This window comes from Cryobacterium algoritolerans (assembly GCF_004402785.1).
GTDB lineage: Bacteria > Actinomycetota > Actinomycetes > Actinomycetales > Microbacteriaceae > Cryobacterium > Cryobacterium algoritolerans.
In genome coordinates, this window is the sequence record NZ_SOFP01000005.1 from 18,349 (window position 1) to 42,465 (window position 24,117).

Here is a 24,117-nt window from a genome sequence, read left to right on the forward strand (position 1 = left end):
CTGGCCCCATGACCAAACACTGGACACCGCTCGCGCTCGTCTACCTGGCCCTGAGCCTTGCGGGGCTGGTCGGCACCTGGACGTTCAACGTCCTCGCGATCGTCGGGCTGCGGGACTTCATCGGCGACTGGGTGGGCAGTGGCCCGGCGGTCTCCTCCCTGACGGTCGACCTGCTCGTCGCCGCGGTGGCCGGCAGTATCCTGATCCTTGTCGAGGCACGCCGGCTCGGGATGAGGTGGGGCTGGGTGTACGTGGTGCTGTCGGGACTGACCGCGTTCGCGTTCACTTTCCCAATGTTCCTCGCGATGCGGGAACGCACTCTTCAGGCCGGCCGCGTCGCCGCGGCCAGACGCCCGCCCGGTGCCCGTTTCGGCGCCGGCTCACGGTGATTTCCCAGCCGCGGCATCACTGCTGGATGTTCCCCTCTCCGCCTGGTTGATCGTCTGTGGCGCCATCGCCGCGATGCTCGCCATCGACCTGTTCGCCCACCGCAACGCGCAGGTGATCGGGGTGCGCGAGACTGCTGCCTGGTCGGCGGCCTGGGTGCTCGTCGCGATCGGCTTCGGTATCTGGGTCGTCATCGGAGCCGAATTCGGCCAGCAGTATTTCACCGGCTCGTCTCGTGATCCGCCGCGGCGGAGTGCTCCTGGCCACCCCCTTGCTGGCCGTGCTGGTGCTGGTGCTGGTGCTGGTGCTGGTGCTGGTGCTGGTGCTGGTACTGGTGCTGGTCGAGGTGACCGACGTGGTCTTCGCGGTCGACTCGATCCCGGCCATCTTCGCGGTCACCAGCGAGCCGTTCATCGTTTTCGCCGCGGATGCGTTCGCAATCCTCGGCCTGCGAGCGATGTCCTTCCTCCTCGCCGACCTCATGCACCGGTTCGTCTACCCGAAGATCGGGCTCGCGCTGGTGCTGGTCTGGGTGGGCTTCAAGATGCTGCTGCTCGACCTGTTCCACGTCCCGACCGCGCTGTCGTTGTTCGTCGTCGCGTCGATCATCGCTGTCTCGGTTGTGCTCAGCCTCCGTGTGACGGCTCTCGACCGATCTGGGGAGCAGACTCACGCCGATCGCACACCAGGCGATCGCGACGGTGAACGCCTGGCGGCGCCGGCCCTAGAACGGGAACAGCAGCCGGTGCAGGAACTGGCGGGTGCGCTCCTGGGTGGGATTGCGCAGCAGCTGCTTCGGGTCGCCGTGCTCGACGATGGTTCCGCCGTCGACGAAGGCGACCTCGGTGGCGACCTCCCTGGCGAACTCCAGCTCGTGCGTGACGATCACCATGGTCCAGCCCTCGACCGCAAGTTCCTTGATCAGTCGCAGCACGTCGCCGACGAGTTCGGGATCGAGCGACGACGTCGGCTCGTCGAAGAGCAGCAGCTGTGGGCGCAGCGCGAGGGCGCGGACGATCCCGACCCGCTGCTGCTGGCCACCGGAGAGCTCGAACGGGTACGCACCCTGCTTCTCGGCCAGGCCGACCCGGTCGAGCAGGGTGAGTGCCTGCTCCGTGGCTTCCGCGCGTGGCCGGCCCTGCACGATGATGGGACCCTCGATCACGTTCTCGAGCACGGTCTTGTGCGGGAAGAGATTGTAGTTCTGGAAGACCATGGCCGAGCGGTCGCGCAGCGCGGTGAGTTCCTTCCGCACCGGTGCGGTGCCGAAATCGACGGAGACCTCCCCGCCGATTGTGATGGTGCCGCCATCGGCAAGCTCGAGACCGTTGAGGCAACGGAGGATGGTGGTCTTCCCCGAGCCGGACGGCCCGATCAGGGCGAGAACCTGGCCGCGGCCCACGGTGAGGTCGATCGATTCGAGCACCAGGCTCGAGCCGAAGCTCTTGCGCAGGCCCCGCACGGTCAGCAGCGGTTGGACTGCAGGAGCATCGGCGGGCGCCGCATCCGTCGGCAGGTCAGTGGGCGACATAGCGGTCCAATCGCTTCTCGAGCAGGCCCTGCACCGAAGAGAGGGCAAGGCAGATCACCCAGTAGACCAGGGCGGCCTCGAGGTAGAGCAGCATGAACTCCTGGCTGAAGGCGGCCACCTGCTGCGCCTGGCGGAAGAGCTCGGTGACCAGGATCAGCGAGGCAAGGGAGGTGTCCTTGACCAGACTGATGAAAGTGTTCGACAGGGGAGGGACGGACACCCGGGCCGCCTGGGGCAGGATGATTCGGGTCAGGGCGCGACGGTGGGACATGCCGATCATGTACGCGGCCTCCCACTGGCCCTTGGGCACGGACAGGATCGCAGCGCGAATCACTTCTGCGGCATAGCCGCCGACATTGATCGAGAAGGCGATCACCGCACTCGGCCAGGGGTCGATCAGCACTCCCAACGACGGCAGTCCGTAGAAGATCACGAACAACTGGACCAGGAGCGGGGTGCCGCGCACGATCGAGATGTACCCCCGGGCGATCGAGGAGAGCCACCGTCGCCGGGACAGCCGCATCAGCGCGAGCAGAAGGGCGAGGGCGAGGCCCACGGCGAACGACACCAGGGCCAGCGGGATCGTTCCGGTGACGGCACCCATGATGATCGGCCCGAGGGAGCTCAGGAACAGGTCCCAGGTGGATTGGTTCATGCGGAGAGGTCCAGGATCTTGCTCGAGGCTGACGGTGGGCGGCGCAGACTCAGGCTACTTTGAGACGTCGGCCCCGAAGTACTTGTCGGAGATCGTCGCCAGGGTACCGTCGGTGCGGAGCTCCTCGAGGGCTTTGTCGACGGCGCCGGCCAGCTTGGTGCCGCCCTTCGCGAACGCGAACGCGCTCTCGGACTGGTCCTTGGTGGTCGCGGCGACCTTGAGTCCGGCCGCGCCGGTCTGCTTCTTGTAGTCGAGGTAGGTGAGCGTGTCGTTCACCGTGGCATCCACCCGGCCCTGTTCGACGAGGGCAACCGACTGGGCCCAGCCCTCGACCGCCTGCACGTTCGCGCCGCTCTTCGTGGCGAGTGCGTTCCAGTTGCTGGTCAGCGACTGGGCGCTGGTCTTGCCGGCCAGCGTGGCGAACGAGGTGATCGAGGTGTTGTCCGATTTCACGACGATGACGCCAGTGGAATAGGTGTACGGCGTCGAGAACTCGTACTTCGCGGTGCGCTCCGGCGTGATCGAGACCTGGTTGGCGATGACGTCGAACCGGCCGGCTTCGAGCCCGGCGAAGATGCCGTCCCACTGGGTCTCTTCGAACCTGGCCTTGACGCCCAGCTTCGCGGCGACCTCCTGCACGACCTCGACGTCGTACCCGGTGAGTGATCCGGAGCCCTCGGCGTGGAACGAGAACGGGCGGTAAGTGCCCTCAGTGCCCACGGTGAGGGTGCCGGCCTTCTGCACGGACGACAGCGAGGTGTCGTTGCCCGTCGCGGCCGTCTTGCCCTGGCCTGCCCCGCCGGCGGAGCAGCCGGCCAGTGAAACGGCGACCGCTGTGAGAAGAACCGCCGACATGATCTTGAGCTTCATTATTTCTGGCCTAACCGGGATGCGGGTGGGAACGCCTGGGTGGCGACGGTCCCGAGTGACGAAATCGCAGGGTGCTGGATCTCCGTGGTGCGCCCGAAGACGACGTCCGAAGACTAACAAGCGTCCTGCTGCCGCGCATATTCCCGTGACGCACGGTTACGTGCACGGATCCGGGTCTGCAGTCAACGCCTTGCCGGTCGTTCCAAGCCGAAGTAGGCTGCGCCCGTCGACTCAACCCGAAGGAGTCCCCTGATGCTCACGCCTGCCCAACACGATCGATCGGCCGCTGTGCTCCTCGGCCTTGCCTGCGGGGATGCCCTCGGCGCAGGGTACGAATTCGCCGGCCCGCTTCCGGCGAACACCCCGGTCAGCATGCGTGGAGGCGGCGGCTTCCACTGGACTCTCGGGGAATGGACGGACTACACGGCCATGGCCGTGCCAATCGCGACCGCTGCCTCCAAGGACCGGAACCTCGCCGCCGATGCCGTACTCGATGAGATCGTGGCCGAATGGGCGGTCTGGGCAAGGTCCGCGCCATACACCGGGATCCAGCTCGGCGCGGTGCTCTCCGGCACCGAACCGACGGCGGCGGGGATCCGGCGGATGGCCAGGGAGCAGCACGACCGTACCGGGCGCAGCGCCGGCAGCGGCTCCCTCCTCCGCACCGCCCCGGTGGCACTGGCCTGCCTGGACGACCCGGCCGCGCTCGCCGAGGTCGCCCGCCTGATCAGCGAGCTGACCCATGTCGAGTCGGATGCCGGCGACGCCTGCGTGCTCTTCGGACTCGCCCTCCGGCACGCGGTGCTCGAGGGGGAGATCGACCTCCGAATCGGACTTGACCTGCTTCCGCCTGCCCGCAGGGACGTGTGGGCGGCGCGGCTGGCCGAGGCCGCCCAGAAGCGGCCCGCCGATTTCCCCCGGAACGGCTGGGTGGTGCAAACCCTGCAGGCTGCCTGGTCGGCGATCAGCCACACCGAGGCGGATGCCGGCCAGCTGCGGCGAGGCGTGGAGGCGGCCGTCCGCGGGGGCGGTGACACCGATGCGGTGGCGGCGGCGGCCGGTGCGCTCCTGGCCGCGCGCTGGGGGCTCGCGGCCGTGCCGGAGTCCTGGCGGCGCCTGGTCAAGGGCTGGCCTGGGCTCCGAGGGCCGGATCTGGTGAGCCTGGCCGTGCTCAGCGCCCACGGCCGCCGGTTCGGCGAGGACACCGAGCCCCTGCCGTTCCGGCTGCACGTGGTCCGTTAGGCGGAAGGCGTCGCCTGAGCAGACGGCGTCATCGCGGAAATGATCTCGTAGGCCACGTGGGAGGCTGCGACGGCGGTTATCTGTGCGTGGTCGTAGGCCGGGGCAACCTCGACGACGTCGGCACCGACCAGGTTGACGCCGCGCAGGGCGCGGATCATCGCCAGAAGCTCCCGGCTGGTCATGCCGCCGGCCTCCGGCGTGCCGGTGCCGGGCGCGTGCGCCGGGTCGAGCACGTCGATGTCGATGGACAGGTAGACGGGACGGTCGCCGAGCCGGGCGAGCATCCGCTCGATGGCGCGGGGGAGACCCTCGGTCTCGAACTCGTGGCTCGCGATGATCGCGAAGCCGAGACGTTCGTCGTTACGGAGGTCGTCGCGGGAGTAGAGCGGGCCGCGGATGCCGACGTGCAGGCTCGCGGTGAGGTCGATCAGGCCCTCCTCGGAGGCCCGGCGGAACGGGGTGCCATGGGTGACCGGGGCGCCGAAGTAGGTGTCCCAGGTGTCGAGGTGCGCGTCGAAGTGCAGCACCGCCACCGGGCCGTGCCGCTCGGCCACGACCCGCAGCAGCGGAAGTGCGATCGTGTGGTCGCCGCCGATGACGACGAGCCGTTTGCCGTCGGCGGAGAGCTCGGCCGCGGCGGCCTGGATCTGGGCGACGGCCTCGGTGATGTTGAACGGGTTGGCGGCGATGTCGCCGGCGTCCACGACCTGCTGGCTGGAGAACGGCTCGACGTCCTGCACCGGGTTGTACGGGCGGAGCAGGCGGGACGCCTCGCGCACGTGCGCCGGGCCGAAGCGGGCGCCCGGGCGATAGCTGACCCCGGAGTCGAAGGGCACGCCGACCACGGCGATATCGGCGCGCTTCACGTCTTCGAGGCGGGGGAGCCGGGCGAAGGTGGCGATCCCCGCGTAGCGCGGGACGAGGCTGGCGTCGACCGGACCGAGGGGTGCGTCTCCATTGACCATGGCGGTTCCTTGCTTATCAGTCGAGTGGTGGCACTGTGACGCATTTAAAAGTGTCTCAGAGGCAATATTGGTGTGGATCGAGTCTGCGGGCAAGCCTGCCCGTTGTCAAGGTAGTGCCGGCGCCAGGTCAGGAACGCAGGGCCAGCGCGAACGGGAGTACCGCGGCCACGCCGTGGCGGCGGAGCAGACGACCGGCCACCGTGAGGGTCCAGCGGCTGTCGGCGAGGTCGTCGACGAGCAGAACGGGCCGCCCGGCGAAGGGCGCGAGCGCCTCGGCGAGTGCCGGCCCGACCGCGAGCCGGTCCCAGACCGACGACAGCCGGTACGCGCTGTTGCCGCCCGGCGCGCCGATCGGGCCGCCGCCGACCAGGTCCAGCGCACCGAGCCAGGGCAACCGGCCGGCGTCGGCGAACGCCCGGGCGACCGAGTCGACCAGCAGCGGATGCCGCCGCGACGGGAGGCTGACCACCGCGGCCGGGCGTTCGTCCCAGTCCCAGTCGGCCAGCACCCGGAAACACGCGGCCGTCATGGCCGCGCTCGCCGGGGCATCCGGAGCGTCGACCGCGAACAGGTCGCGCAGCGGGCCACCCCAGCCGAGGTCGGTCAGCCGGGCCAGGGCCCGGCCGGTCGTCAGGCGTTCGCCGACCGGGATGTTGCCGCGCACGTCCACGCCGAGGCTCGCCACCCCGGTGGGCCACTGGGCCCGGGCCTCGAGGGCGACGCCGACCCGGTCGAGCGACGCCGCGGCCGCAGCTGTGGCCTCGTCGGCGACATCCGATGGGTACCAGGCTGCCGTGCAGCTGTCGCAGCGGCCGCAGGCCACGGCGGTGTCGTCGTCGAGGGCACGCTGCAGGAACTCCATCCGGCAGCCCGTGGTGCGTTCGTACTCGATCATCGCCTGTTGCTCGCTCAGCCGGGCCGCCGCGATGCGCTCGTACCGGTCCTCGTCGTAGACCCACGGCTGCCCGGTCGTGACCCAGCCGCCCGTGACCCGGCGCACGGCGCCGTCCACGTCGAGCACCTTGAGCAGCAGTTCGAGCGGGGAGCGTTTGAGGTCGACCCGTGCCTCCAGCGCCGGAGTGGAGAGCGGGGCATCGCCGTGGGCAGCGAGTGCGCTGAGCACGGCCTCCGCCTTGTGCCGGCTCGGCATCGACGAGGTGGCGAAATACTGCCAGATGGCCTCATCTTCGACCCCGGGCAGCAGGAGCACGTCTGCGTTCGCGGTGGCACGGCCCGCACGGCCGACCTGCTGGTAATAGGCCACCGGGGAGCTGGGCGCGCCGAGATGCAGCACGAAACCGAGGTCGGGCTTGTCGAAGCCCATCCCGAGGGCGCTGGTGGCAACGAGGGCCTTGACCTCGTTGCGCTTGAGCATGCCCTCGGACTCCTCCCGCTCTGCCGTGTCGGTCTGCCCGGTGTAGGCGCGCACCGGATGCCCGGCCTCCCGCAGCATCCGGGCGGTGTCCTCGGCCGCGGAGACGGTGAGCGTGTAGATGATGCCGCTGCCGGGCAGCTCGACCAGGTGGCTGAGCAGCCAGGCCAGCCGGGCGCGGGAGTCGGGGAGCCGGAGCACGCCCAGGCGGAGCGAGGCCCGGGCAAGCGGGCCACGGATGGTGACGACCTCCGTGCCCCCGCCGGTGGAACCCCCGCCGGTGGACGACCCGGTCGAGACCCCGGCTCCGACCTGCTCGGCGACATCCGTCACGACGCGGCTGTTGGCGGTCGCCGTGGTGGCCAGCACCGGCACGCCGGCCGGCATCTCGGCGATCAAGTCGCGCAGGCGCCGGTAGTCGGGGCGGAAGTCGTGGCCCCAGTCGGAGATGCAGTGTGCCTCATCGACCACGAGCAGTCCGACCCGGGCGATCAACGCGGGCAGTTGCTCGTCGCGGAACGACGGGTTGTTCAGTCGTTCCGGCGACACCAGCAGCACGTCGACCTCGTCGTCGTGGAGCTTCTGCAGCACCTCGCTCCACTCGTGGGCGTTGGACGAGTTGATCGATACCGCGCGCACCCCGGCACGGGCGGCCGCGGCCACCTGGTCGCGCATCAGGGCGAGCAGCGGCGAGACCAGGATGGTGGGTCCGGCTCCCTGGCGACGAAGCAGCAAGGTCGCCACGAAGTAGACGGCCGATTTTCCCCAGCCGGTGCGCTGCACCACCAGCGCACGTTTGCGCGCGTCGACCAGCGTCTCGATCGCCTCGAACTGCCCATCATGGAAGTCGGCGTCGTCGCGACCGACCAGGCTGCGCAGGATCTCGAGGGCGGCGGTGCGGGTGTCGGTCATCGGACCAGCCTTGCAGACGCAGGTGACAGTGCGCCCAACGCGCCCGGCGCCCCCAGCCCTGTGGGCGCCTGAACTGGGAGTGGCGGCGACGAGGATTCCCGCCGTAGCGTAAAGACCCGCGCAGTGTAGATTGTGCTTTCAACATTCGGGGGAATGATGCGTTCAATGCCGATCGCCGCGTTGGTGCGGACCGCCGCGGGGACCGCTTCGGCCACTGAACTTCCGTGCCGAGCACGGCCGCTGTGACGCGTCGTCGGAGGATGTTCACCTCGAACACGGTCATGGTGATGTACTCGACCCCGCGCCGGGGAACGCTGAGCTATGTGGGGCTGCTCATCTACATCGCCGGAACGACGATCTGCTGGGACCGCCTCGCGTTCTGGCCGTGGGTCGCGATGACCGGCGCTGCCGCTGTGGTGCTCTTCATTATGGGCACATTGTGGATCGCCCAGGACGACCGCGAAGCGCGGATGCGGCCCACAGACCGCTAGAGCGCGTCGAAGCGGGCGGCCACGTCAGCCGGGAAGCCGCCGGTGCCGATCGGGCTCCACCTTGTGGGCGTGACGCGGATCAGGGACTTGTCCTGCAGCGTCATGGCCGCGCGGTACTCAGCCCAGTCCGAGTGCTCGCCGGCGATGCAACGGAAGTACTCGACCAGGCCATGGCCGCCTCCGGCATGTGCAGCACCTCGGCGTCCCCGTCGACCTGGATCCAGCCTCCGTCCCAGTCGTCCGAGAGCACGAGAACGGATGCGCGCACGTCCCGTTCGGCGTTGCGGGTCTTGGCCCTGGCCGGGTAGGAGGAGATCACGATCCGGCCGGCCGGGTCGACCCCACCGGACACGGGCGAGATCTGCGGGCGGCCGTCGGCGCGCGTGGTCGCGAGCAACATCCGGTGCCGGGGTCGCACGAAATCGAGCATTCCGTCCAGGTCGACGACGGTGGTGGTTGCGATGCTTCTGGCCATGCACCGAGGCTACGGGAGGAACCCGTGCGCCGCCGGGGAGTCGCGCTGTCCCCTCGCCGGGCGTCGCTAGGCTCGCAGAGTGAAGGTGATTCAGGAACTCGAGACCCGCATGCACCCGGATGCCATCGCCGGCTTCCGCCTGGTGGTCGCCGAGGCCCGCGTTCCCGACTCGATCCTGCTCCCCGAGCGGGCGATGGCCCGGATGCTCGGCCAGGTGCAGTGGATCCTGCGCCGGGTCGGGGCCGACGGCATCCGCCTCACCAAGGCCGGCCACCTGCCGCCCGCCGTCGTGGTCCAGGCATCGACCGAATTCGACTGGGACTGGCCGACCGGGGCGAACCGGGAGTCGAACCTGCTCCCGCTGGCCGAACTGCGCGCCCACCTTCGGGCCGTCGGGCTGCTCCGGGTGAGCAAGGGCGTGCTGCTGCTGACCAGCCGGGGCCGGGCGCTCGCCGAGGCACCGAGGCAGCTGTGGTGGCATCTCGCGCGGACCATCCACCTCAGCCGGAAACCGGCCGACAGCGACGCGATCAACCTGCTGCTCGTGCTCATCGCCCGGCGCGGCTTCGACGAGGCGGAACTGTTCACCCAGATGCTCGCCCTCGGCCTCGAGACCCTGGGCTGGGTGGCCCCCGACGGCGCCCGGCTCTCGAGCCACGTGGCCATGGCCCTCGTCGCACCCAAGTGGCGGTTGCTCAACCAGCTCGGCGTTTTCGCACGCACCCCGAACGACTACCGGCACTGGACCATCACTCCCGGCGGGGCCGCATTCGCCCGCGCCGCACTGCAGACCGACGTCGAGTCCAGGGACGACGACTAGCCGGGGGTCGACGCGGCCGGGCACTCCCGATGGATCCCGTCAGTCGCCGAGCGGGAAATCCCGGGTCTCGCCCGGCGAGAGCACGGCCTCCCGTCCCTCCACCCGCACCACGATCGGCGCCGCCCCGCCCGCCCGCAGCCGAAGTCGCAGGGTGGTCCGCGTGAGTTCGAGCCGGATCGGCTGGTCGCGGTAGTTGATGCTGAAGGCCACCTGGTCCAGCTCGGCGGGGAGCACCGGGTGGAGCCAGAGCACGTCATCCCTGATCTCCAGGCCGCTGTAACAGCGCAACACCATGTCGACTGAGCCGGCCATCGCTCCGAGATGGATGCCCTCGTGGGTGGTGTCGCCCTGGATATCGGCGAGGTCGCTTGCCAACGCCCGGCCGAGGAATTGCCAGGACCGTTCCCGATCGCGACGCGCCTCCACCCACGAGTGCACCACGTTGCTCAGCGTCGACCCGTGGGTGGAGCGGGCGCCGTAGAAGTCCACCGTGCGAACGACGGCCTCCGGCGACAACTCATAGCCGAGCGCCTCGAGCTGTTCGCGCAGTTCCTCGGCGGAGAACAGGTAGAGCAGCATGAGCACGTCGGCCTGTTTCGAGAGCCGGTAGTTGTTGGTGCTGTCGCCCTCGGCCTCCAGGATCAGGTCCAGGCGGCCGATGTCGCCGTAGCGCTCCCGGTAGCCGGCCCAGTCGAACTCCGGGAGGTCCTCGTAGCCGTCGAACTGGCTGGGCACCCCGTCGGAGTGGAAGACCACCCGCATCCGTCGGCTGATCCGCTCCCAGCCGTCCACCTCGTCCGGCCGCAGCCGGAGCCGATTCCAGAGCGGTCGGCAGTTGCGCCCGGCCAGCAGGGCCACCGTCTCGACCGCCCGGCCGAGCACCCAGGCCGTCAGCACATTCGTGTAGGTGTTGTTGCGCAGTCCCGCACCTGGCACCCCGGGCGGGCCGTCGTGGAACTCGTCCGGGCCCATCACCTCGTCGATGTCGTAGCGGTCTGCAGCCTGGTCGTGGATAGCGAGGGAGGCGAAGAAGCGGGCGATCTCGAGGATGAGCTCCGCGCCCTGGTGCACGAGGAAGTCGGCGTCGCCTGTGGCCTGGTAGTACTTCCAGACGCTGTACGCGATGGCCAGTCCGACGTGCCGTTGCCGGTAGGAGTTGTCCGGCAGCCAGCGGCCTGACCGCGGGTTGAACAGCTCCGCCGGGGTCACTTCCCGCCCGTCGATGCCGCTCTGCCAGGGAAACATCGCGCCGGTGCGCCCGGCCGCCCGTGCCGCGGCGCGCGCCTCGTTCAGGCGGCGGTAGCGGTAGCCGAGCAGTGCCCGGCTCAGGTCGGGCCGGCGGAGGGTGAGTATGGGGTAGACGAACGCCTCATCCCAGAACACGTGCCCGCGGTAGCCCTCCCCGCTGAGGCCCCTCGCCGGCACCCCCGCATCAAGGTCCGCGTCGACGCCCGCGAGGGTCTGCAACACGTGGAACGTGTTCAGGTTGAGCGCGAGGGCCTGGTGGTCGCCGCTCTGGAGGCTGACCGCGAACTCGTCCCAGAGCCCCTCCCATTCCCGTTCGTGCGCGGCGAGGAGCTCGGCCGGGTCACCCGCCCGCTCCAGCCAGGTCGTGACGGCGGCCGGGGCGGACAACACGGCCCGGTCCCGGGAGGTGCTCACCGCAACGGTCTTCTCCACCCGCACCGGATGCCCCGGCTCCAGCGGCAGGTCGAATTCCTGCGCGACCCAGCCGGCCGGGTCGCGCTCGAACCGACGCTCGGGGGTGAGCGGCCGGTCGCCCGCGTAGGCGCGGGTGCGGGCGGCCATCGCGATGTGCACGCCGGAGCGGGTGGTCTCCATCTGCAGCAGCACGGTATCGATGGTGACCTGCTCGGTGCTGCGGGTGACGAGGTGGCCGGCGGCCAGCAGCGCATCGGCGACCACATTCCGATTGGCGACCCGGCCGTCGACGCCGGAGCGCACGGTGACCGTTCCGCTCCAGTCCACCGCCTCGAACGTGGTCTCGAGCACCGCCAGGTGCGGCGCGGCCTGGGAGACGAACCGGCGTGAGGTGACCATGCTGGTGCGCCCGGCCAGGTCTCGAATCCGGACGAACCGGGTGAGCACGCCGCGCCGCAGGTCGAGCTCCTGCCGGTAGTCCAGGACGTCGGGGCTGCCCGGCCGGAACCACTCGCCGCCGGCAATCCGGAAGCCCAGCGGCAGCCAGTTCGGGGCGTTCACCATGTGCTCATCGTCGCGGGAATGCTCGCCCAGGTCGGTGTGCAGCGGATTGTAGACGCCGGCGAGGTATGTGCCGGGGTAGTGCACGGCATCCGCGGCGCACTCCGGGGCCGCGCCGCGGGTTCCCCAATAGCCGTTTCCGAGCGTGCACAAGGCTTCGCGGCGACCCTCGGTCTCCGGGTCGAAGCCGTCGAAGCCGAGTAGCCAGGCCTCGTCGCCGTCTGCGCGGGCGCGGCCCTCGACGTCGGCCTCTCGCTCGGCGTCCGCCCGGCTCGCCCTCGCGTCCATGCCCGTCCCTTCGCTCGAGGTGCGGCCACCGTGCCGGTCCGCGGGTGGTTGGATTGACCCATGACCTCCACAGCACCCATGGACACAGCGGCCATGGACACAGCGGCCTCGACCACAGCGTACATCGACGACTTCGCCCGGTTCATCGCGGCGTCGCCGTCGTCCTACCATGCGGCGGCGGAGGCAGCCCGCCGTCTGGACGAGGGTGGGTTCACCCGGCTCATCGAGTCAGCGGAGTGGCCGGTGGAGCCCGGTCGGCGTTATGTGGTGCGCGACGGCGCCGTGGTCGCCTGGGTGCAGCCCGACGGCGCCGGGCCGACGACGCCGTTCCGGATCCTGGGTGCGCACACCGACTCGCCGGGTTTCACGCTCAAGCCCAAGCCGACGGTCGGCTCCCACGGCTGGTTGCAGGCGGGCGTCGAGGTCTACGGCGGCCCGCTGCTGAACTCCTGGCTCGACCGCGAGCTGGAGCTCGCCGGCCGCCTCGTCACCCGTGACGGCACCCCGCATCTCGTGCGCACCGGTCCGTTCCTGCGGATCCCGCAGCTCGCGATCCATCTCGACCGGAACGTGAACGCCGGTCTCACCCTCGACCGCCAGCGCCACCTGAGCCCGGTCTTCGGCGTCGGTGACCTCGCCCAGGCCGACCTGGTCGGGCACCTGGCCGGCCTGGCCGGGCTGGCAGGGGCGGATGTCGCCGGGTACGACCTACTCACCGCCGACACCCAGGCTCCGGCCCGGTTCGGCCAGGACCTGGCCCTGTTCGCCGCCGGACGGATGGACAACCTGTCCTCCGTGCACGCCGGCCTCGTCGCCCTCCTGGCGGCCGGCGACTCCGCAGAGATCAGCGTGCTGGCAGCGTTCGACCACGAGGAACTCGGCTCCCAAACCCGCTCGGGGGCGAGCGGGCCGCTGCTCGACGACATCCTGACCCGGATCGGGGCCGGGCTCGGGGCATCCGTCAGCCAGCGGTTGCGGGCGTATGCCGACTCGTGGTGTGTGTCGGCGGATGCCGGCCACTCCGTGCATCCGAACTACCCGGAGAAGCACGACCCGGCAAACACCCCTCTTGCCGGGAGCGGGCCGCTGCTCAAGATCAACGGGACTCAGCGCTACGCCACGGATGCCGCCGGCGCCTCGCTCTGGGCCCGTACCTGTGCAGGGGCCGGGGTTGAGTACCAGGAGTTCGTGTCGAACAATACGGTGCCGTGCGGCTCGACCATCGGTCCGCTGACGGCCACCAGGCTCGGTATCCGCACCGTGGACGTCGGCATCCCCCTCCTGTCGATGCATTCGGCTCGCGAGCTGTGCCACGTGAACGACCCGGTCGCCCTGTCGGCGGCGATCGGCGCGTTCTTCGCCCCCGCTGCCTAACCCGTTTCTCTCTGCCTCTCTGCCTCTCTGCCCGGTGGCTAACTCCGGCAATCCGCGAGGTCAGCCCGGTCAGCGGCCAGATTTCAGCCGGATGCCGAAGGATTGCAGGAGTTAGCCACGCGGCAGGCGGAAGAAGTTATAGACAGTGAAGCTATCCGTTAGTTACACTATCCATCATGAAGATGGCTCAGCTCAGCGCGGAGAGTGATACCCCGGTCGCGACGATCAAGTTCTACCTGCGCGAGAACCTGCTCGCGGGCGGGGAACGCACCAGTCCCAACCAGGCCAGCTACAACACGGGACACCTGCGGCGGATCCGTCTCGTGCGCGGGCTGATCGACGTCGGCGGGCTGAGCGTGGCGGCGGCCCGCCGGGTGATCGAGGCGATCGACTCCGAGCTGCCCCTGCCGGAGACGTTCGAGATCGCGCAGCGGTCGGTCTCGGACGAGCTGGACCCGACCGCCATCGACTCCAGCGCCCTCGCCAGGGTCGACGGGCTGATGGCCGGCTGGCACGTGTCGGCGAACAACCCGGGACGGCTGGCCGCAGCGAGCGTGCTCGAGACCTTTGATCAGATCGGGCACGTCGACCACCGTGGCTGGTTCGCCGGCTATGCCGCCGCGGCGCTGCTCGTTGCCGACGCCGATCTCGACGAGGTCGACGCCTTGCCCGACCGGGAGGCCAAGGCCGAAATGGTCGTGGTGGGCACGGTCCTCGGCGACGCCCTGTTCTCCGGGCTGCGCCGCGCCGCCCAGGAACACATCTCGTTGCTGCGCTACCCGTACCCGAACCACGAAATCACCGAACCGACCAAGGAGTGAGAATGTCCGTTCCGTCGTCCAACCTGTCCAACCTGTCTTGGCCGGGTCCCCGCGCCGTCACCTGGCACCGCCCGCTGCTCTGGCTGGCCGTGGCAATGGCCGGGGTCACCGTGATCGGCGCCGTCGGCCTCCTCGTCGACCCGCGCATCCTCACCGGCGCGCCGCTCTGGGCGAAGCCGCTCAAGTTCGCGATCTCGATCCTGGTCTATTCGCTCACGCTGTCTTGGCTGCTGGGCATGCTGCGGCGCGGACGACGCCTCGCCTGGTGGGCCGGAACGATCACCGCCGTTTTCCTGGTCGTGGAGATGATCGTCATCGTCGGTGCCGCAGCGGCCGGCTTGACCAGCCATTTCAATGTGACGACCCCGTTCCATGCCGCGCTGTGGAGCATGATGGCCGTGTCGATCGTGATCGTCTGGGCGAGCGCGCTGCTCGTTGCGGTGCTGCTCTTCCGCGCCGACCTCGGCGATCCGGCCCGGTCGCTCGCCATCCGGGCAGGCGCCCTGGTCGCCGTGGCCGGGATGGGGCTCGCGTTCCTGATGACCGGGCCGACGGCGGCGCAGCTCGAGCGATTCCAGGGCATCGCCGGCGCCCACACAGTCGGCGTGCCCGACGGCGGCCAGGGGCTCCCTCTGCTCGGCTGGAGCACCGTGGCCGGGGACCTGCGCATCCCGCACTTCGTCGGGATGCACGCCCTGCAGCTCATTCCGCTGGCGGCGCTCCTGCTCGAACTCCTGGCCGGGCGCATCCCGGCGCTCACCGAGCCGCGCACCCGGTTCCGCCTGCTCTGGGTGGTGATCGGCCTCTATCTCGGGGTGCTGGCGCTCCTGACCGGCCAGGCGCTCGCCGGGCAGTCGATCGTGCGGCCCGACCTTCTCGTCACCGGGGTCGCCGCCGCGCTGCTGTCGGGGGCCGTGGTTGCCTCCGCCGGCATCCTCCTGACCGGGTCCCGGAACCGCGGGACGGCCGTGCAGCCGCAGGTCGTGGGACGCCGCACCCAGAACGGCTAGGCGGAGGCGGCGAGCCGGGCGATCCGGGCCCGGGCTGCGTCCTCGGAGGTTGAAGACCGGCCGAGCAGGAACCGCACCATGCCGAGCACGGTGCCGGTGCCCCAGACCACCGGGAGCATCGAGCGCCGCACACCGAGCAGGTCGCGGTACTCGCGGGGGATCGAGGCAACGGCGCCGGCGAACATGATCCGGTAGAAGGGCATCATCGCGGGTCGGAGCGGGGGATTACGGATGAAGCGCACCGCCTCGGCGACGCGTTCGTCACTCTTGAGGGTGCCGGCATCCCGGAACGCGTCGAGTTGCCGCTGCAACTCCTGGCTCGACCTGGGCGGGTTGCGCACACCGACGAGCTCGCCAGCCTTGGCCCACTCGCAGACGTAGCCGTCCGCGCCGCCGGGGATCGGTCCGCCCCAGATGGTGTGCGACTGGAGGAACGCGTCAGTGAAAACGATGTGCACCCAGGCCAGCAGGTCGGGGTCGCCGGCCGCATACGGGCGCTCGATGCCCTGGGCGTCGCGGTAGGTTCCCGTGACCCGGTCGTGGAACCGCCCCACTCGCGAAGACTCGAGTTCGGCCAGCGCGGTGTCGCCGAATGTGACCGTGACGAGCCACTGGATGGTGCCGGAGAGCCGGCCGAGCGGGTCCTCCTTGTACCGTGACCAGTCGTGCACACCGGCCATGGCGCCCGGGTGCAGGGTCTGCATGAGCAGGGCACGGATGCCGGCCACCATCGTCGCCGTCCCACCGTGCACGGCCCAGGCCGCGGAGCCGGGACCGAAAAAGCCGACGTCGTCGCCGAGTTCGATCTTCTCGACCCACTGCGGCCTGCCCTCACCGTTGCCGGAAAACGTCACCAGGAGATGTGACCGCCAGCTGTCCACGAACCTTCCCATGCACAGAGGCTAACCCGGGCTGGCTGGGCATCGGCCCGGAACCCGGCCGGTGCCGGAGTACAACAGCAGAGACGGGTCATCGTCGGGGTCGTGGTCGACGCCGTGGCGCCGGTCGCGCTCAGTCGAACTCGGCCACGCGGAGGCTGAGCCACAGGACGAGGGTGTCGTCCGGGTTGCCGAGGTCGACGCCGAACAGCTCGCGGGCCCGGCGAAGCCGATACCGGAGCGTGTTCTGGTGCACCGAGAGCAGGCCGGCCGTCACGGCGGAATCCCGGGAACAGTCGAGGTACGTGCGCAGTGTGTGCGCGTATTCCGTGCCCGTGCCGGCATCGAATTCGAGGATGCGCCCGGCCACGGGCGAGACCAGCCTCGGCGTGTCCCGGAAGACCTGGGCCAGCTCCAGCAGAGTCAACTGGCTGCGGGCATCCCGCGCGCTCGCCACCCGGTCGGTGCCGGGCCGGCCGACGACCAGGAGCAGCACCAGGTCGGCGTCGTGGCGCGACCGGGCGATGCCGCCCAGGGTGGGCACCGGTGATCCGACCGAGGCACGTACCGTGATCCCGAACGCGGATCCGGCCCGCGCCACCACCCGCTCGGCCACCGCCTCGACGCCGGCCGATGCGGACCCGGCCTGCCCGCCGAACAGCGCGTAGACCGTGCTGCCGATGACGACACATTCCGAGCCCGACTGGTGAGCCTCGCACTGGATGGCGATCAGGTCGATCAGCCGCAACAGGCGGATCTCGTCACCGGCCCCGGCGAGTTCCGGCTGGAAGGCGACCACCACGAACGGTCCGGCCGGGTCGAGGCCGAGCTGGGTGGCCAGGAGGCGCGAGTCGTCGCCGCCCTCGAGCAGGCGCCGCAGAAGTTCGGCGCGCTGCTGGCGTGCCAGGTCGGCCGTGCTCCGGGCTCGGAGAAGATGCAGGGCGGCCATGTCGGCGGCGCGTTCCAACGCTCGCTCGGCATCCGCGTCCAGGTCGCCGGCCGCGTCGACGACCCAGATCGACCCGAGCGGCTGCGCGCCGGCGCGAACGGCGACGGCGAGACGGTCAAGGCCCGGCGCGAGCCCCGGCACCCGCACGGCGCCGGGTGTGCGGAACACACTCGCGTACTGGGCCGCGTTCTCCGGCAGGTCCGGCACCCGGCGGCCGAGGATCCCCTCGCGCCGGTCGGCGTCGATGATCTGCCCAGGCACGGTCGAGTAGGCCAGGATATGAGTCTGGAGGTCTTCGATCGCGGTGGCACCGCCGATCATCGCGGCGATCGCGTTCGCCAGCGCGAACAGGTCGCCCACCGGGGTCGCCGACAGGGAGCTGTCGGCTTCGCTCGCACTGGTCAGAGCGGAGTTGACCAGGGCGTCCACCTGGCGCCAGTCGAGTTCGTCGTCCACCACCAATAGGGCCATGCCCTCGGCGTCCGCCACGGCCGCGAGGGTGTCAACGCCCAGGCCGAGCGACTTCACGATGACCGCGCCGAACCCCCGGCGGGCGGCGTCGCGCACGATCTGGGGCGAGTCGGCGTCGGTTGGGTGCACCCCGATACCCAGCAGGATGCCGCCGCGGGGGCCGCGCGAGACGCTCAACCGGTCGAACAGGGTCGGGCTGGTCAGGGGCAACCGGAGCGCATTCGCCCGGGACGCCAGCCGCAGCCCCGACCCGTCGAGCACCGCCAGCAGCTCGGCGACACCGATGCCGCCCGCCGGGGAATCCAGGGCGTCGGCCGGCGCGTCGGCCGGGGTGTCGGCGGGCGCGTCGGCCTCGGCCTCAGCCGTGGCGTGCGGTGTCCGGGATGGTCGCATATCGATCACCGTAGTAGACGATTGTGCCGTACGACAATGAAAGAACCCGTTCTTCATGCTGCACGACGACGACACGGGCGTTCCCGGTGGCCACACTGGAACAATGTTGCAGAGTCTCGAAGCCAGCCCCGTCGTCCGCCAGGCGCTGGGCGCCGAGGCACGTGCCGCGGCGCTCGCCGGGGTGCGGGTGGTCGACGAGTCCGAGCTGGGGCGCCTCCGTGAGGTCGAGGCCCTGCTGGTCACGGTGTGGGGCACCGCGCAGCACAGCGCCCCGATCCCGACCGACCTGCTGCGGAGCATCAGTCATGCCGGGTGCAACGTCACGGCGGCGTACACCGACGGAGGTGTGCTCTGTGGCGCCGCCGTGGCGATCGTGTCGCCGGGTGCCGCCGGGATGTACTCGCTCATCGCCGGGGTCCTGCCGGGCCTGGGCGACGCCGGCGTCGGTTTCGCGCTCAAGCAGCACCAGAGGGCCTGGGCGCTCGCCCGCGGAATCGACACGATGACCTGGACCTTCGACCCGCTCGTGAGCAGGAACGCCCGGTTCAACCTGACGAAACTGGGCGCGCATGCGGAGGACTACCTCGAGGACTTCTACGGCCCCATGGCGGATGAGATCAACGCGAACGACGAGAGCGACCGGCTCGTGGCGATCTGGCCCCTGACGAGCACGGAGTCGGTCGCCTGCAGCGAGGGCTTCCCCGTCGTCACGGAACTGCCGGCCATCACCCCGGACCAGGTGCGCGGCACGGGCCCGGACGGCCACCCCAACACGGTCGAGGCTGCCGGGTCGACCTGGTGCCGCGTGCCGACCGACATCGTCGCGCTCCGGGTCGGGGACCCCGACGAGGCCGACGCCTGGCGGGCCGCAACCCGAACACTGCTCACAACGGCATTCGCCTCAGGGCTCGCCGCTCACGGGGTCACCCGATCCGGCTGGTACCGGCTCGCAACCAAGGGACAGCAATGAGAATCGAAAACATCGAACTGCGCCGAGTCACGCTCCCGCTGGTGAGCCCGTTCCGCACGTCGTTCGGTACGGCGACGGAACGCGAGACCACCCTCGTGCGGGTCAGCACCGCCAACGCGGAGGGCTGGGCGGAATGCGCCGCCGAACCTGACCCGCTCTACAGTTCCGAGTTCCTCGACGGGGCCGACCTGGTCATCCGTGACCACCTCGTGCCGCGGCTGCAGGCGCTCGGCGATGCGCTCACCGCCGAACACGTCGCCACCGCACTCGCCCCGGTCAAGGGACACCCGATGTCCAAGGCTGTGCTCGAGACGGCCGTTCTCGACGCCCAGCTCAAGGAGACCGGAGTGTCTTTCGGCCGGTACCTCGGCGCCGTGCACGACACGGTGCCGGCCGGTGTCTCGGTGGGCATCATGGATTCGTTGGACGAACTGCTCGACGCGGTCGCCGGTTACCTCGCCGAGGGTTACCTGCGGATCAAGCTGAAGATCGAACCGGGCTGGGACCTTTTGCCCGTTCGCGCCGTGCGTGAGCGCTTCGGCGACGAGATTCTGTTACAGGTCGACGCCAACACCGCCTACAGCCTCGCGGATGCCCGACACCTCGCCCGCCTCGACCCCTTCGACCTGCTCCTGATGGAACAGCCGCTGAAGGAGGACGATATCCTCGGCCACGCCGCCCTCGCCCGGCTGATCAGGACCCCCATCTGCCTCGACGAATCGATCGAGTCCGCCCGCGACGCGGCGGCCGCGATCACTCTCGGCGCGTGCAGCATCATCAACGTGAAGCCGGCCCGGGTCGGCGGCTACCTCGAGGCCAGGCGCATCCACGACGTCGCGGCGGCCCACGGGGTACCGGTCTGGTGCGGCGGCATGCTCGAAACAGGCATCGGGCGGGCCGCGAACGTCGCACTCGCCGGCCTGCCGAACTTCGTGTTGCCGGGGGACACCTCCGCCTCCAACCGCTACTACGCGCAGGACCTCACCGCCCCGTTCGTGCTCGAGGACGGTCACCTGCGGGTGCCCACCGGCCCCGGCATCGGCGTCGACGTTCTCCCCGACGTGCTCGCCGACGTCACGACCGCCAGGACCGACATCCGGTTCTAGCAGGTCGGCCGGTTCGCCACCCAACTGCTTCACCCGCATCAGTTTCGCCCTACCCCGCGCCACCCCAGTCAGGAGAGCACGAATGAACATTGACAAACGAACCGGCCGGTCCGTTCTGCTGACAGCCTCGATCGGGGTTACCGCGGCGCTCGTGCTGGCGGCGTGTTCCGCCGCCGGCACGTCCCCAGCAGCGAAGGCGCCGTCCCCCTCCGCCGCGGAGGTCGACGCTACTGCGGCGGCGGCGCTGCCGGCGAAGTACAAGGATGCGGGCACCATCAAGGTCGCCTCCGACATCCCGTTCCCGCCGATGGAGATGTTCGACGACAACCAGGTTCTCACCGGGTTCGACTACGACCTCGCCCAGGCCATCGGCGCCAAGCTCGGCGTGACGATGGAACTGCAGACCCAGGCCTTCGACAGCATCATCCCCTCGCTCCAGTCCGGTAAGCACGACGTGATCATGTCCGGGATGAATGACACCCCGGAGCGACAGAAGACGATCGACTTCGTCGACTACTTCCACGCCGGGTTCTCCATCCTCGTGCCCGCGGGCAACCCCGGCAGGATCGCCACGGTACTCGACCTCTGCGGCAAGGACGTCGCGGTTCAGAAGGCAACCGTGCAGGCCGAGATCCTGCACGGCTACGACGCCGACTGCACGGCGGCCGGTCCCGGCCCAATGAAGATCGCCGAGCTCCCGTTGGAGACGGACGTGCAAACGGCGGTTCGCTCCGGGAAGGCCATCGCCGACGTCGTCGATTCGGCCGTCGCCTCCTACGCAGCCCAGACCGCGGGCGGCGGGAAGATGTTCGAGGTCGTGCGCGACCCGGCCAACCCGGCAGGCTACAACCCGGTCTTCACCGGCATCGGCGTGCTCAAGAAGGACTCGGGGCTGAGCCAGGCCCTGCTGCTGGCGTTGCAGGCGGTCGTGGCAGACGGCTCCTACGCGGAAATCCTGAAGAAGTACGACATGGGCGACTACGCCGTCGACGCCGCCGGCCTCAACCTCGGGTCGTGACCGGATGCCGCAGGCAACCCTGACCGGCCAGGGCCGGGCAGCTGCCGGTCTCGCGCTCGAGATCGACCCAGATGACATCGTCGCCGTGCCGCTGCGGCATCCGTGGCGGTGGATCCTGGCCGTCTTTCTGCTGATCGGATTCGTGAGCCTCGGCATCTCGCTCTGGCAGAACGAGAACATCAACCACCCCACCATCACCGAGTTCATCTTCAACCCCCGGATCCTCAGCGGAGTCCTGCTCACCATCATGCTCACGGTCGTCGCCATGCTGGTGTCCTCCGTGCTCGGGGTGCTGCTTGCCGTGATGCGACTCTCGAACAACCCGGTGATGAACACCCTCGCCTGGCTCTACGTCTGGGCGTTCCGCGGCACCCCCCTGCTGATCCAGATCGTTTTCTGGGGCTATCTCGGGCTGCTCTACTCGCAAATCTCGATGGGCATCCCGTTCACCGATTTCACGATCTTCTCGATCGACACGAACACGCTGATCCCGGCCCTCACCGCCGGGCTCCTCGCCCTCACCCTCAACCAGGCCGCCTACTCGGCGGAGATCGTGCGCTCCGGCATGCTCTCGGTCGACGAGGGCCAGTACGAGGCCGCCTATTCGGTCGGGATGAGCCCGGTCTTCACCCTGTTCAAGGTGGTCCTGCCGCAGGCGATGCGGGTGATCATCCCGCCGATGGGCAACGAGACGATCTCGATGCTCAAGAACACCTCCCTGCTGTCGGTCATCGCGGTGCTCGAGCTCTACACGGTCGCCACCCAGATCTCCTCGCAGAACCTACGCCAGGTCGAACTGCTCCTCGTCGTCAGCTGCTGGTACCTGTTCCTCACCTCCGTGCTGTCCATCCCGCAGTACTACCTCGAGCGTTTCTACGGCCGCGGCAAGGCCAGGAGCCTGCCTCCCACCCCGTTCGAACGTCTCAGCGCGGTCCTTCGGCGCACCCCGATCAATACCCACCGCACCGACAGTCAGGACGTCTCATGACCGGAGCAACCCCAGGCACCTCCAACGCGACCTCACGGGCGACAACCGCCACTCCCGCGACCGGGCTGGATGTGCGGGGGGTTACGGTCGAACCGCTGCTCAACGCAGTCAAGGTGCGCAAGAGCTACGGCGGGACCCCGGTTCTGAAGGGCATCTCGCTTGCCGTTAACCCAGGCCAGGTCACGTGCCTCCTCGGTCCGTCCGGTTCGGGAAAGTCCACGTTCCTGCGCTGCATCAACCACCTCGAGCGCATCGACGGCGGCCGGATCTCGGTCGGCGGTGAGCTCGTCGGCTACGCCCAGCGCAAAGATCGCATCTTCGAGATGAACCCCCGCGAGGTTGCCAGGCAGCGTCGGGGGATCGGCATGGTCTTTCAGCGATTCAACCTGTTCCCGCACATGACCGCCCTCGAGAACATCACGGCCGCACCGATAGGCGTGCGCCGGATCTCCAAGCAGAAGGCAAAGGATCGCGGCCTCGAACTGCTCGACCGCGTGGGCCTGGCCAGCCTGGCCCAGTCGTATCCGGCCCAACTCTCCGGCGGGCAGCAGCAGCGCGTCGCGATTGCCAGAGCGCTCGCAATGGATCCCCAGCTGCTCCTCTTCGATGAGCCGACCAGCGCCCTGGATCCCGAACTCGTCGGCGACGTGCTGGACGTGATGCGTACCCTCGCCGCGGACGGAATGACCATGGTCGTCGTGACCCACGAAATCGGTTTCGCCAGGGGCGCCGCCGACGTGGTGGTCTTCATGGACGGTGGGGTCGTCGTCGAATCGGGGCCGCCGGCGGCCGTCCTCGACGACCCGCAGAGTCCGCGAACGAGGGCATTCCTGGACAGCGTGATGTAGAGAGGGTCGACCTCGAACCCTCCCCGGAGTACCGTGACACTGGGTGCGGGCTCACCGTGGCCAGAAGACGGAGTCGTCATGTCGTCACTGACAAACTACGGCCAGGCGATCGCATCGACCACCATCGCGCTCCAGGAGCTCCTGGCCTCTCCGCCGGTCGGCTTGCAGGCCACCGCTCGGGCGCCCGGCGAGGCCAGGTCCGGTGTGACCGGGGCGTCGGTGAACCTGTTCCTCTACAGCGACAGTCTGATCAGCTACCGCGAGGGCAGCGCCCAGCACGGCCCGAGCCGGGTCATCGCCGAGTTGCATTACCTGGTCAGCTCCTTCCCATCGGAGGACGGAGACACGGATGCCGCCAGCCACCGGGCCTTCGGCACCGCCAGGGCCGCGATCGAGCGGCACCCGGTGCTCACGGTCCCGGTCGGGTCGGCGGACAGTCTCCAGGTCTGGCTCACCCCATCGCCCCTGACCACCGAGGTGCTCACCGCACTCTGGCAGGCCTCCGGGGCGCCGTTGCGGTTGTCTTTCGCGGTGATGGCCTCCTTCACCCTCGACGCCGCCGAGCGGGTCGCCGTGGTCGGCACCGTGCACGACGTCGTGCAGCTCGCCGGGGCGGGAGCGATCGCCGTGTTCAGCGGCACGGATGCGGCGGCGAAGGCGGCCGCAGCGGCATCCGTGGCGCACGAGTTGGGCAAGCCCCTCGTGACCGTGCCGCTCGACTCCATCGTTGGCCACGACATGGACGAAACCGAGCGCAAGCTCACCGAACTGTTCGAGCAGCCCGAGCACCGCGGGGCGGTGCTCCTGATCGACGGTGCCGAGGACCTGTTCGGCGTGCGGCCGGAGGTGCTCGACCTGGACGACCCATACTCCGAGGTCGAGATCGGCCAGGTGCTCGACCTGCTCGGCCAGGCCCCGAGCGTCGTGATCATCGCGGTGCGGGATTCGGCCGGCGACGAGCTCGCCGACAGGACCAGGGTCGAGGTGCGTTTTCCGTCCGAGGGGCAGGCCGACTCCGCAGCGGCCGGTTGAGCCTCCGCCGGCGCCCCGAGTGTTGATG

The 24,117-nt window shown here is 69.6% G+C and carries 22 protein-coding genes and 2 pseudogenes; 14 read left to right on the top strand and 10 right to left on the bottom strand.

What is annotated here, in order from left to right:
• Positions 1-8 precede the first annotated feature (8 nt).
• Positions 9-389: a DUF2834 domain-containing protein gene (locus E3O19_RS00250; RefSeq protein WP_134564637.1), complete on the top strand. Its 381-nt coding sequence runs from the start codon at positions 9-11 to the stop codon at positions 387-389.
• On the opposite strand, the gene E3O19_RS18730 is transcribed toward E3O19_RS00250, so the two are convergent.
• Positions 381-581, bottom strand: a complete 201-nt coding sequence (locus tag E3O19_RS18730) for a hypothetical protein (RefSeq protein WP_420898568.1) — start codon at positions 579-581, stop codon at positions 381-383. The two genes, E3O19_RS00250 and E3O19_RS18730, sit on opposite strands and share 9 nt — an antisense overlap.
• 161 nt (positions 582-742) lie before the next feature.
• Between E3O19_RS18730 and E3O19_RS18735 the strand changes: the two are divergent.
• Positions 743-880 (top strand): annotated as a pseudogene (locus E3O19_RS18735) (TerC family protein); the annotation flags it as partial.
• Positions 881-1,111: 231 nt separating this feature from the next.
• Here the strand turns inward: E3O19_RS18735 and E3O19_RS00260 are convergent.
• Genes E3O19_RS00260 through E3O19_RS17980 form a run of 3 tightly spaced genes read right to left on the bottom strand, consistent with a single transcriptional unit; the run spans position 1,112 to position 3,443 of the window.
• Positions 1,112-1,918 (bottom strand): amino acid ABC transporter ATP-binding protein, encoded by an 807-nt coding sequence (locus tag E3O19_RS00260; RefSeq protein ID WP_134564638.1) that lies wholly within the window; start codon positions 1,916-1,918, stop codon positions 1,112-1,114.
• On the bottom strand, positions 1,905-2,573 hold the full coding sequence (locus E3O19_RS17975) for an amino acid ABC transporter permease (RefSeq protein WP_134564639.1): 669 nt from the start codon (positions 2,571-2,573) through the stop codon (positions 1,905-1,907). Before E3O19_RS17975 ends, E3O19_RS00260 begins: the two co-directional genes overlap by 14 nt.
• Positions 2,574-2,627: 54 nt before the next feature.
• On the bottom strand, positions 2,628-3,443 hold the full coding sequence (locus tag E3O19_RS17980) for an amino acid ABC transporter substrate-binding protein (RefSeq protein ID WP_134564640.1): 816 nt from the start codon (positions 3,441-3,443) through the stop codon (positions 2,628-2,630).
• Positions 3,444-3,695: 252 nt separating this feature from the next.
• Between E3O19_RS17980 and E3O19_RS00275 the strand changes: the two genes are divergently transcribed.
• Positions 3,696-4,685 carry an ADP-ribosylglycohydrolase family protein gene (locus E3O19_RS00275; protein ID WP_134564641.1) on the top strand — a complete coding sequence of 330 codons (990 nt, stop codon included), beginning with the start codon at positions 3,696-3,698 and terminating at the stop codon, positions 4,683-4,685.
• Here E3O19_RS00275 and speB read toward each other — a convergent pair.
• Together speB and E3O19_RS00285 are read right to left on the bottom strand one after the other, a co-directional pair.
• Complete coding sequence (gene speB / locus E3O19_RS00280; RefSeq protein WP_134564642.1) at positions 4,682-5,650, bottom strand: agmatinase; 969 nt, start codon at positions 5,648-5,650, stop codon at positions 4,682-4,684. The genes E3O19_RS00275 and speB overlap by 4 nt on opposite strands.
• A gap of 127 nt (positions 5,651-5,777) precedes the next feature.
• A complete protein-coding gene (locus tag E3O19_RS00285) occupies positions 5,778-7,934 on the bottom strand; it encodes a RecQ family ATP-dependent DNA helicase (protein ID WP_134564643.1) in 2,157 nt (718 codons plus the stop codon).
• 260 nt (positions 7,935-8,194) lie between these two features.
• On the opposite strand from E3O19_RS00285, the gene E3O19_RS00290 reads away from it, so the two are divergent.
• Positions 8,195-8,425: a hypothetical protein gene (locus E3O19_RS00290; RefSeq protein WP_134564644.1), complete on the top strand. Its 231-nt coding sequence runs from the start codon at positions 8,195-8,197 to the stop codon at positions 8,423-8,425.
• Here the strand turns inward: E3O19_RS00290 and E3O19_RS00295 are convergent.
• Positions 8,422-8,900: pseudogene (locus E3O19_RS00295) on the bottom strand (PPOX class F420-dependent oxidoreductase). The gene E3O19_RS00290 and the pseudogene E3O19_RS00295 sit on opposite strands and share 4 nt — an antisense overlap.
• A gap of 79 nt (positions 8,901-8,979) precedes the next feature.
• Here E3O19_RS00295 and E3O19_RS00300 point away from each other — a divergent pair.
• A complete protein-coding gene (locus E3O19_RS00300; RefSeq protein ID WP_134564645.1) occupies positions 8,980-9,720 on the top strand; it encodes a hypothetical protein in 741 nt (246 codons plus the stop codon).
• Between the two features lie 39 nt (positions 9,721-9,759).
• On the opposite strand, the gene E3O19_RS00305 is transcribed toward E3O19_RS00300, so the two are convergent.
• Entirely contained in the window at positions 9,760-12,231 is a 2,472-nt protein-coding gene (locus E3O19_RS00305; RefSeq protein WP_241981102.1) for a glycoside hydrolase family 65 protein, read from the bottom strand.
• Positions 12,232-12,324: 93 nt separating this feature from the next.
• Here E3O19_RS00305 and E3O19_RS00310 point away from each other — a divergent pair, with 93 nt between their 5' ends.
• The 3 genes from E3O19_RS00310 to E3O19_RS00320 all read left to right on the top strand — a co-directional run bounded on the left by E3O19_RS00310 (position 12,325) and on the right by E3O19_RS00320 (position 15,436).
• Entirely contained in the window at positions 12,325-13,605 is a 1,281-nt protein-coding gene (locus E3O19_RS00310) for a M18 family aminopeptidase (protein WP_134564647.1), read from the top strand.
• A gap of 176 nt (positions 13,606-13,781) precedes the next feature.
• Entirely contained in the window at positions 13,782-14,426 is a 645-nt protein-coding gene (locus E3O19_RS00315; protein WP_134564648.1) for a MerR family transcriptional regulator, read from the top strand.
• A 2-nt stretch (positions 14,427-14,428) separates the two neighbouring features.
• Positions 14,429-15,436, top strand: a complete 1,008-nt coding sequence (locus E3O19_RS00320) for a hypothetical protein (protein WP_198413828.1) — start codon at positions 14,429-14,431, stop codon at positions 15,434-15,436.
• Here E3O19_RS00320 and E3O19_RS00325 read toward each other — a convergent pair.
• Positions 15,433-16,329, bottom strand: a complete 897-nt coding sequence (locus E3O19_RS00325) for an oxygenase MpaB family protein (RefSeq protein ID WP_174776865.1) — start codon at positions 16,327-16,329, stop codon at positions 15,433-15,435. The two genes, E3O19_RS00320 and E3O19_RS00325, sit on opposite strands and share 4 nt — an antisense overlap.
• A 118-nt stretch (positions 16,330-16,447) precedes the next feature.
• Positions 16,448-18,127 carry a PucR family transcriptional regulator gene (locus E3O19_RS00330; RefSeq protein WP_134564650.1) on the bottom strand — a complete coding sequence of 560 codons (1,680 nt, stop codon included), beginning with the start codon at positions 18,125-18,127 and terminating at the stop codon, positions 16,448-16,450.
• Positions 18,128-18,230: 103 nt separating this feature from the next.
• Between E3O19_RS00330 and E3O19_RS17565 the strand changes: the two genes are divergently transcribed.
• The 6 genes from E3O19_RS17565 (at position 18,231) to E3O19_RS00360 (ending at position 24,089) form a co-directional block, all read left to right on the top strand.
• On the top strand, positions 18,231-19,097 hold the full coding sequence (locus tag E3O19_RS17565; protein ID WP_166804397.1) for a hypothetical protein: 867 nt from the start codon (positions 18,231-18,233) through the stop codon (positions 19,095-19,097).
• Positions 19,094-20,203, top strand: a complete 1,110-nt coding sequence (menC, locus tag E3O19_RS00340) for an o-succinylbenzoate synthase (RefSeq protein WP_134564651.1) — start codon at positions 19,094-19,096, stop codon at positions 20,201-20,203. The genes E3O19_RS17565 and menC overlap by 4 nt, the downstream gene beginning before the upstream one ends.
• 82 nt (positions 20,204-20,285) lie before the next feature.
• Positions 20,286-21,221, top strand: coding sequence for an ABC transporter substrate-binding protein (locus tag E3O19_RS00345; RefSeq protein ID WP_134564652.1), 936 nt, complete (start codon positions 20,286-20,288; stop codon positions 21,219-21,221).
• Between the two features lie 4 nt (positions 21,222-21,225).
• On the top strand, positions 21,226-22,209 hold the full coding sequence (locus tag E3O19_RS00350) for an amino acid ABC transporter permease (protein ID WP_134564653.1): 984 nt from the start codon (positions 21,226-21,228) through the stop codon (positions 22,207-22,209).
• Positions 22,206-23,057 (top strand): amino acid ABC transporter ATP-binding protein, encoded by an 852-nt coding sequence (locus tag E3O19_RS00355; RefSeq protein ID WP_134564654.1) that lies wholly within the window; start codon positions 22,206-22,208, stop codon positions 23,055-23,057. The genes E3O19_RS00350 and E3O19_RS00355 overlap by 4 nt, the downstream gene beginning before the upstream one ends.
• 78 nt (positions 23,058-23,135) lie before the next feature.
• Positions 23,136-24,089 (top strand): Pvc16 family protein, encoded by a 954-nt coding sequence (locus E3O19_RS00360; protein WP_134564655.1) that lies wholly within the window; start codon positions 23,136-23,138, stop codon positions 24,087-24,089.
• The last annotated feature ends 28 nt before the right edge of the window (positions 24,090-24,117 follow it).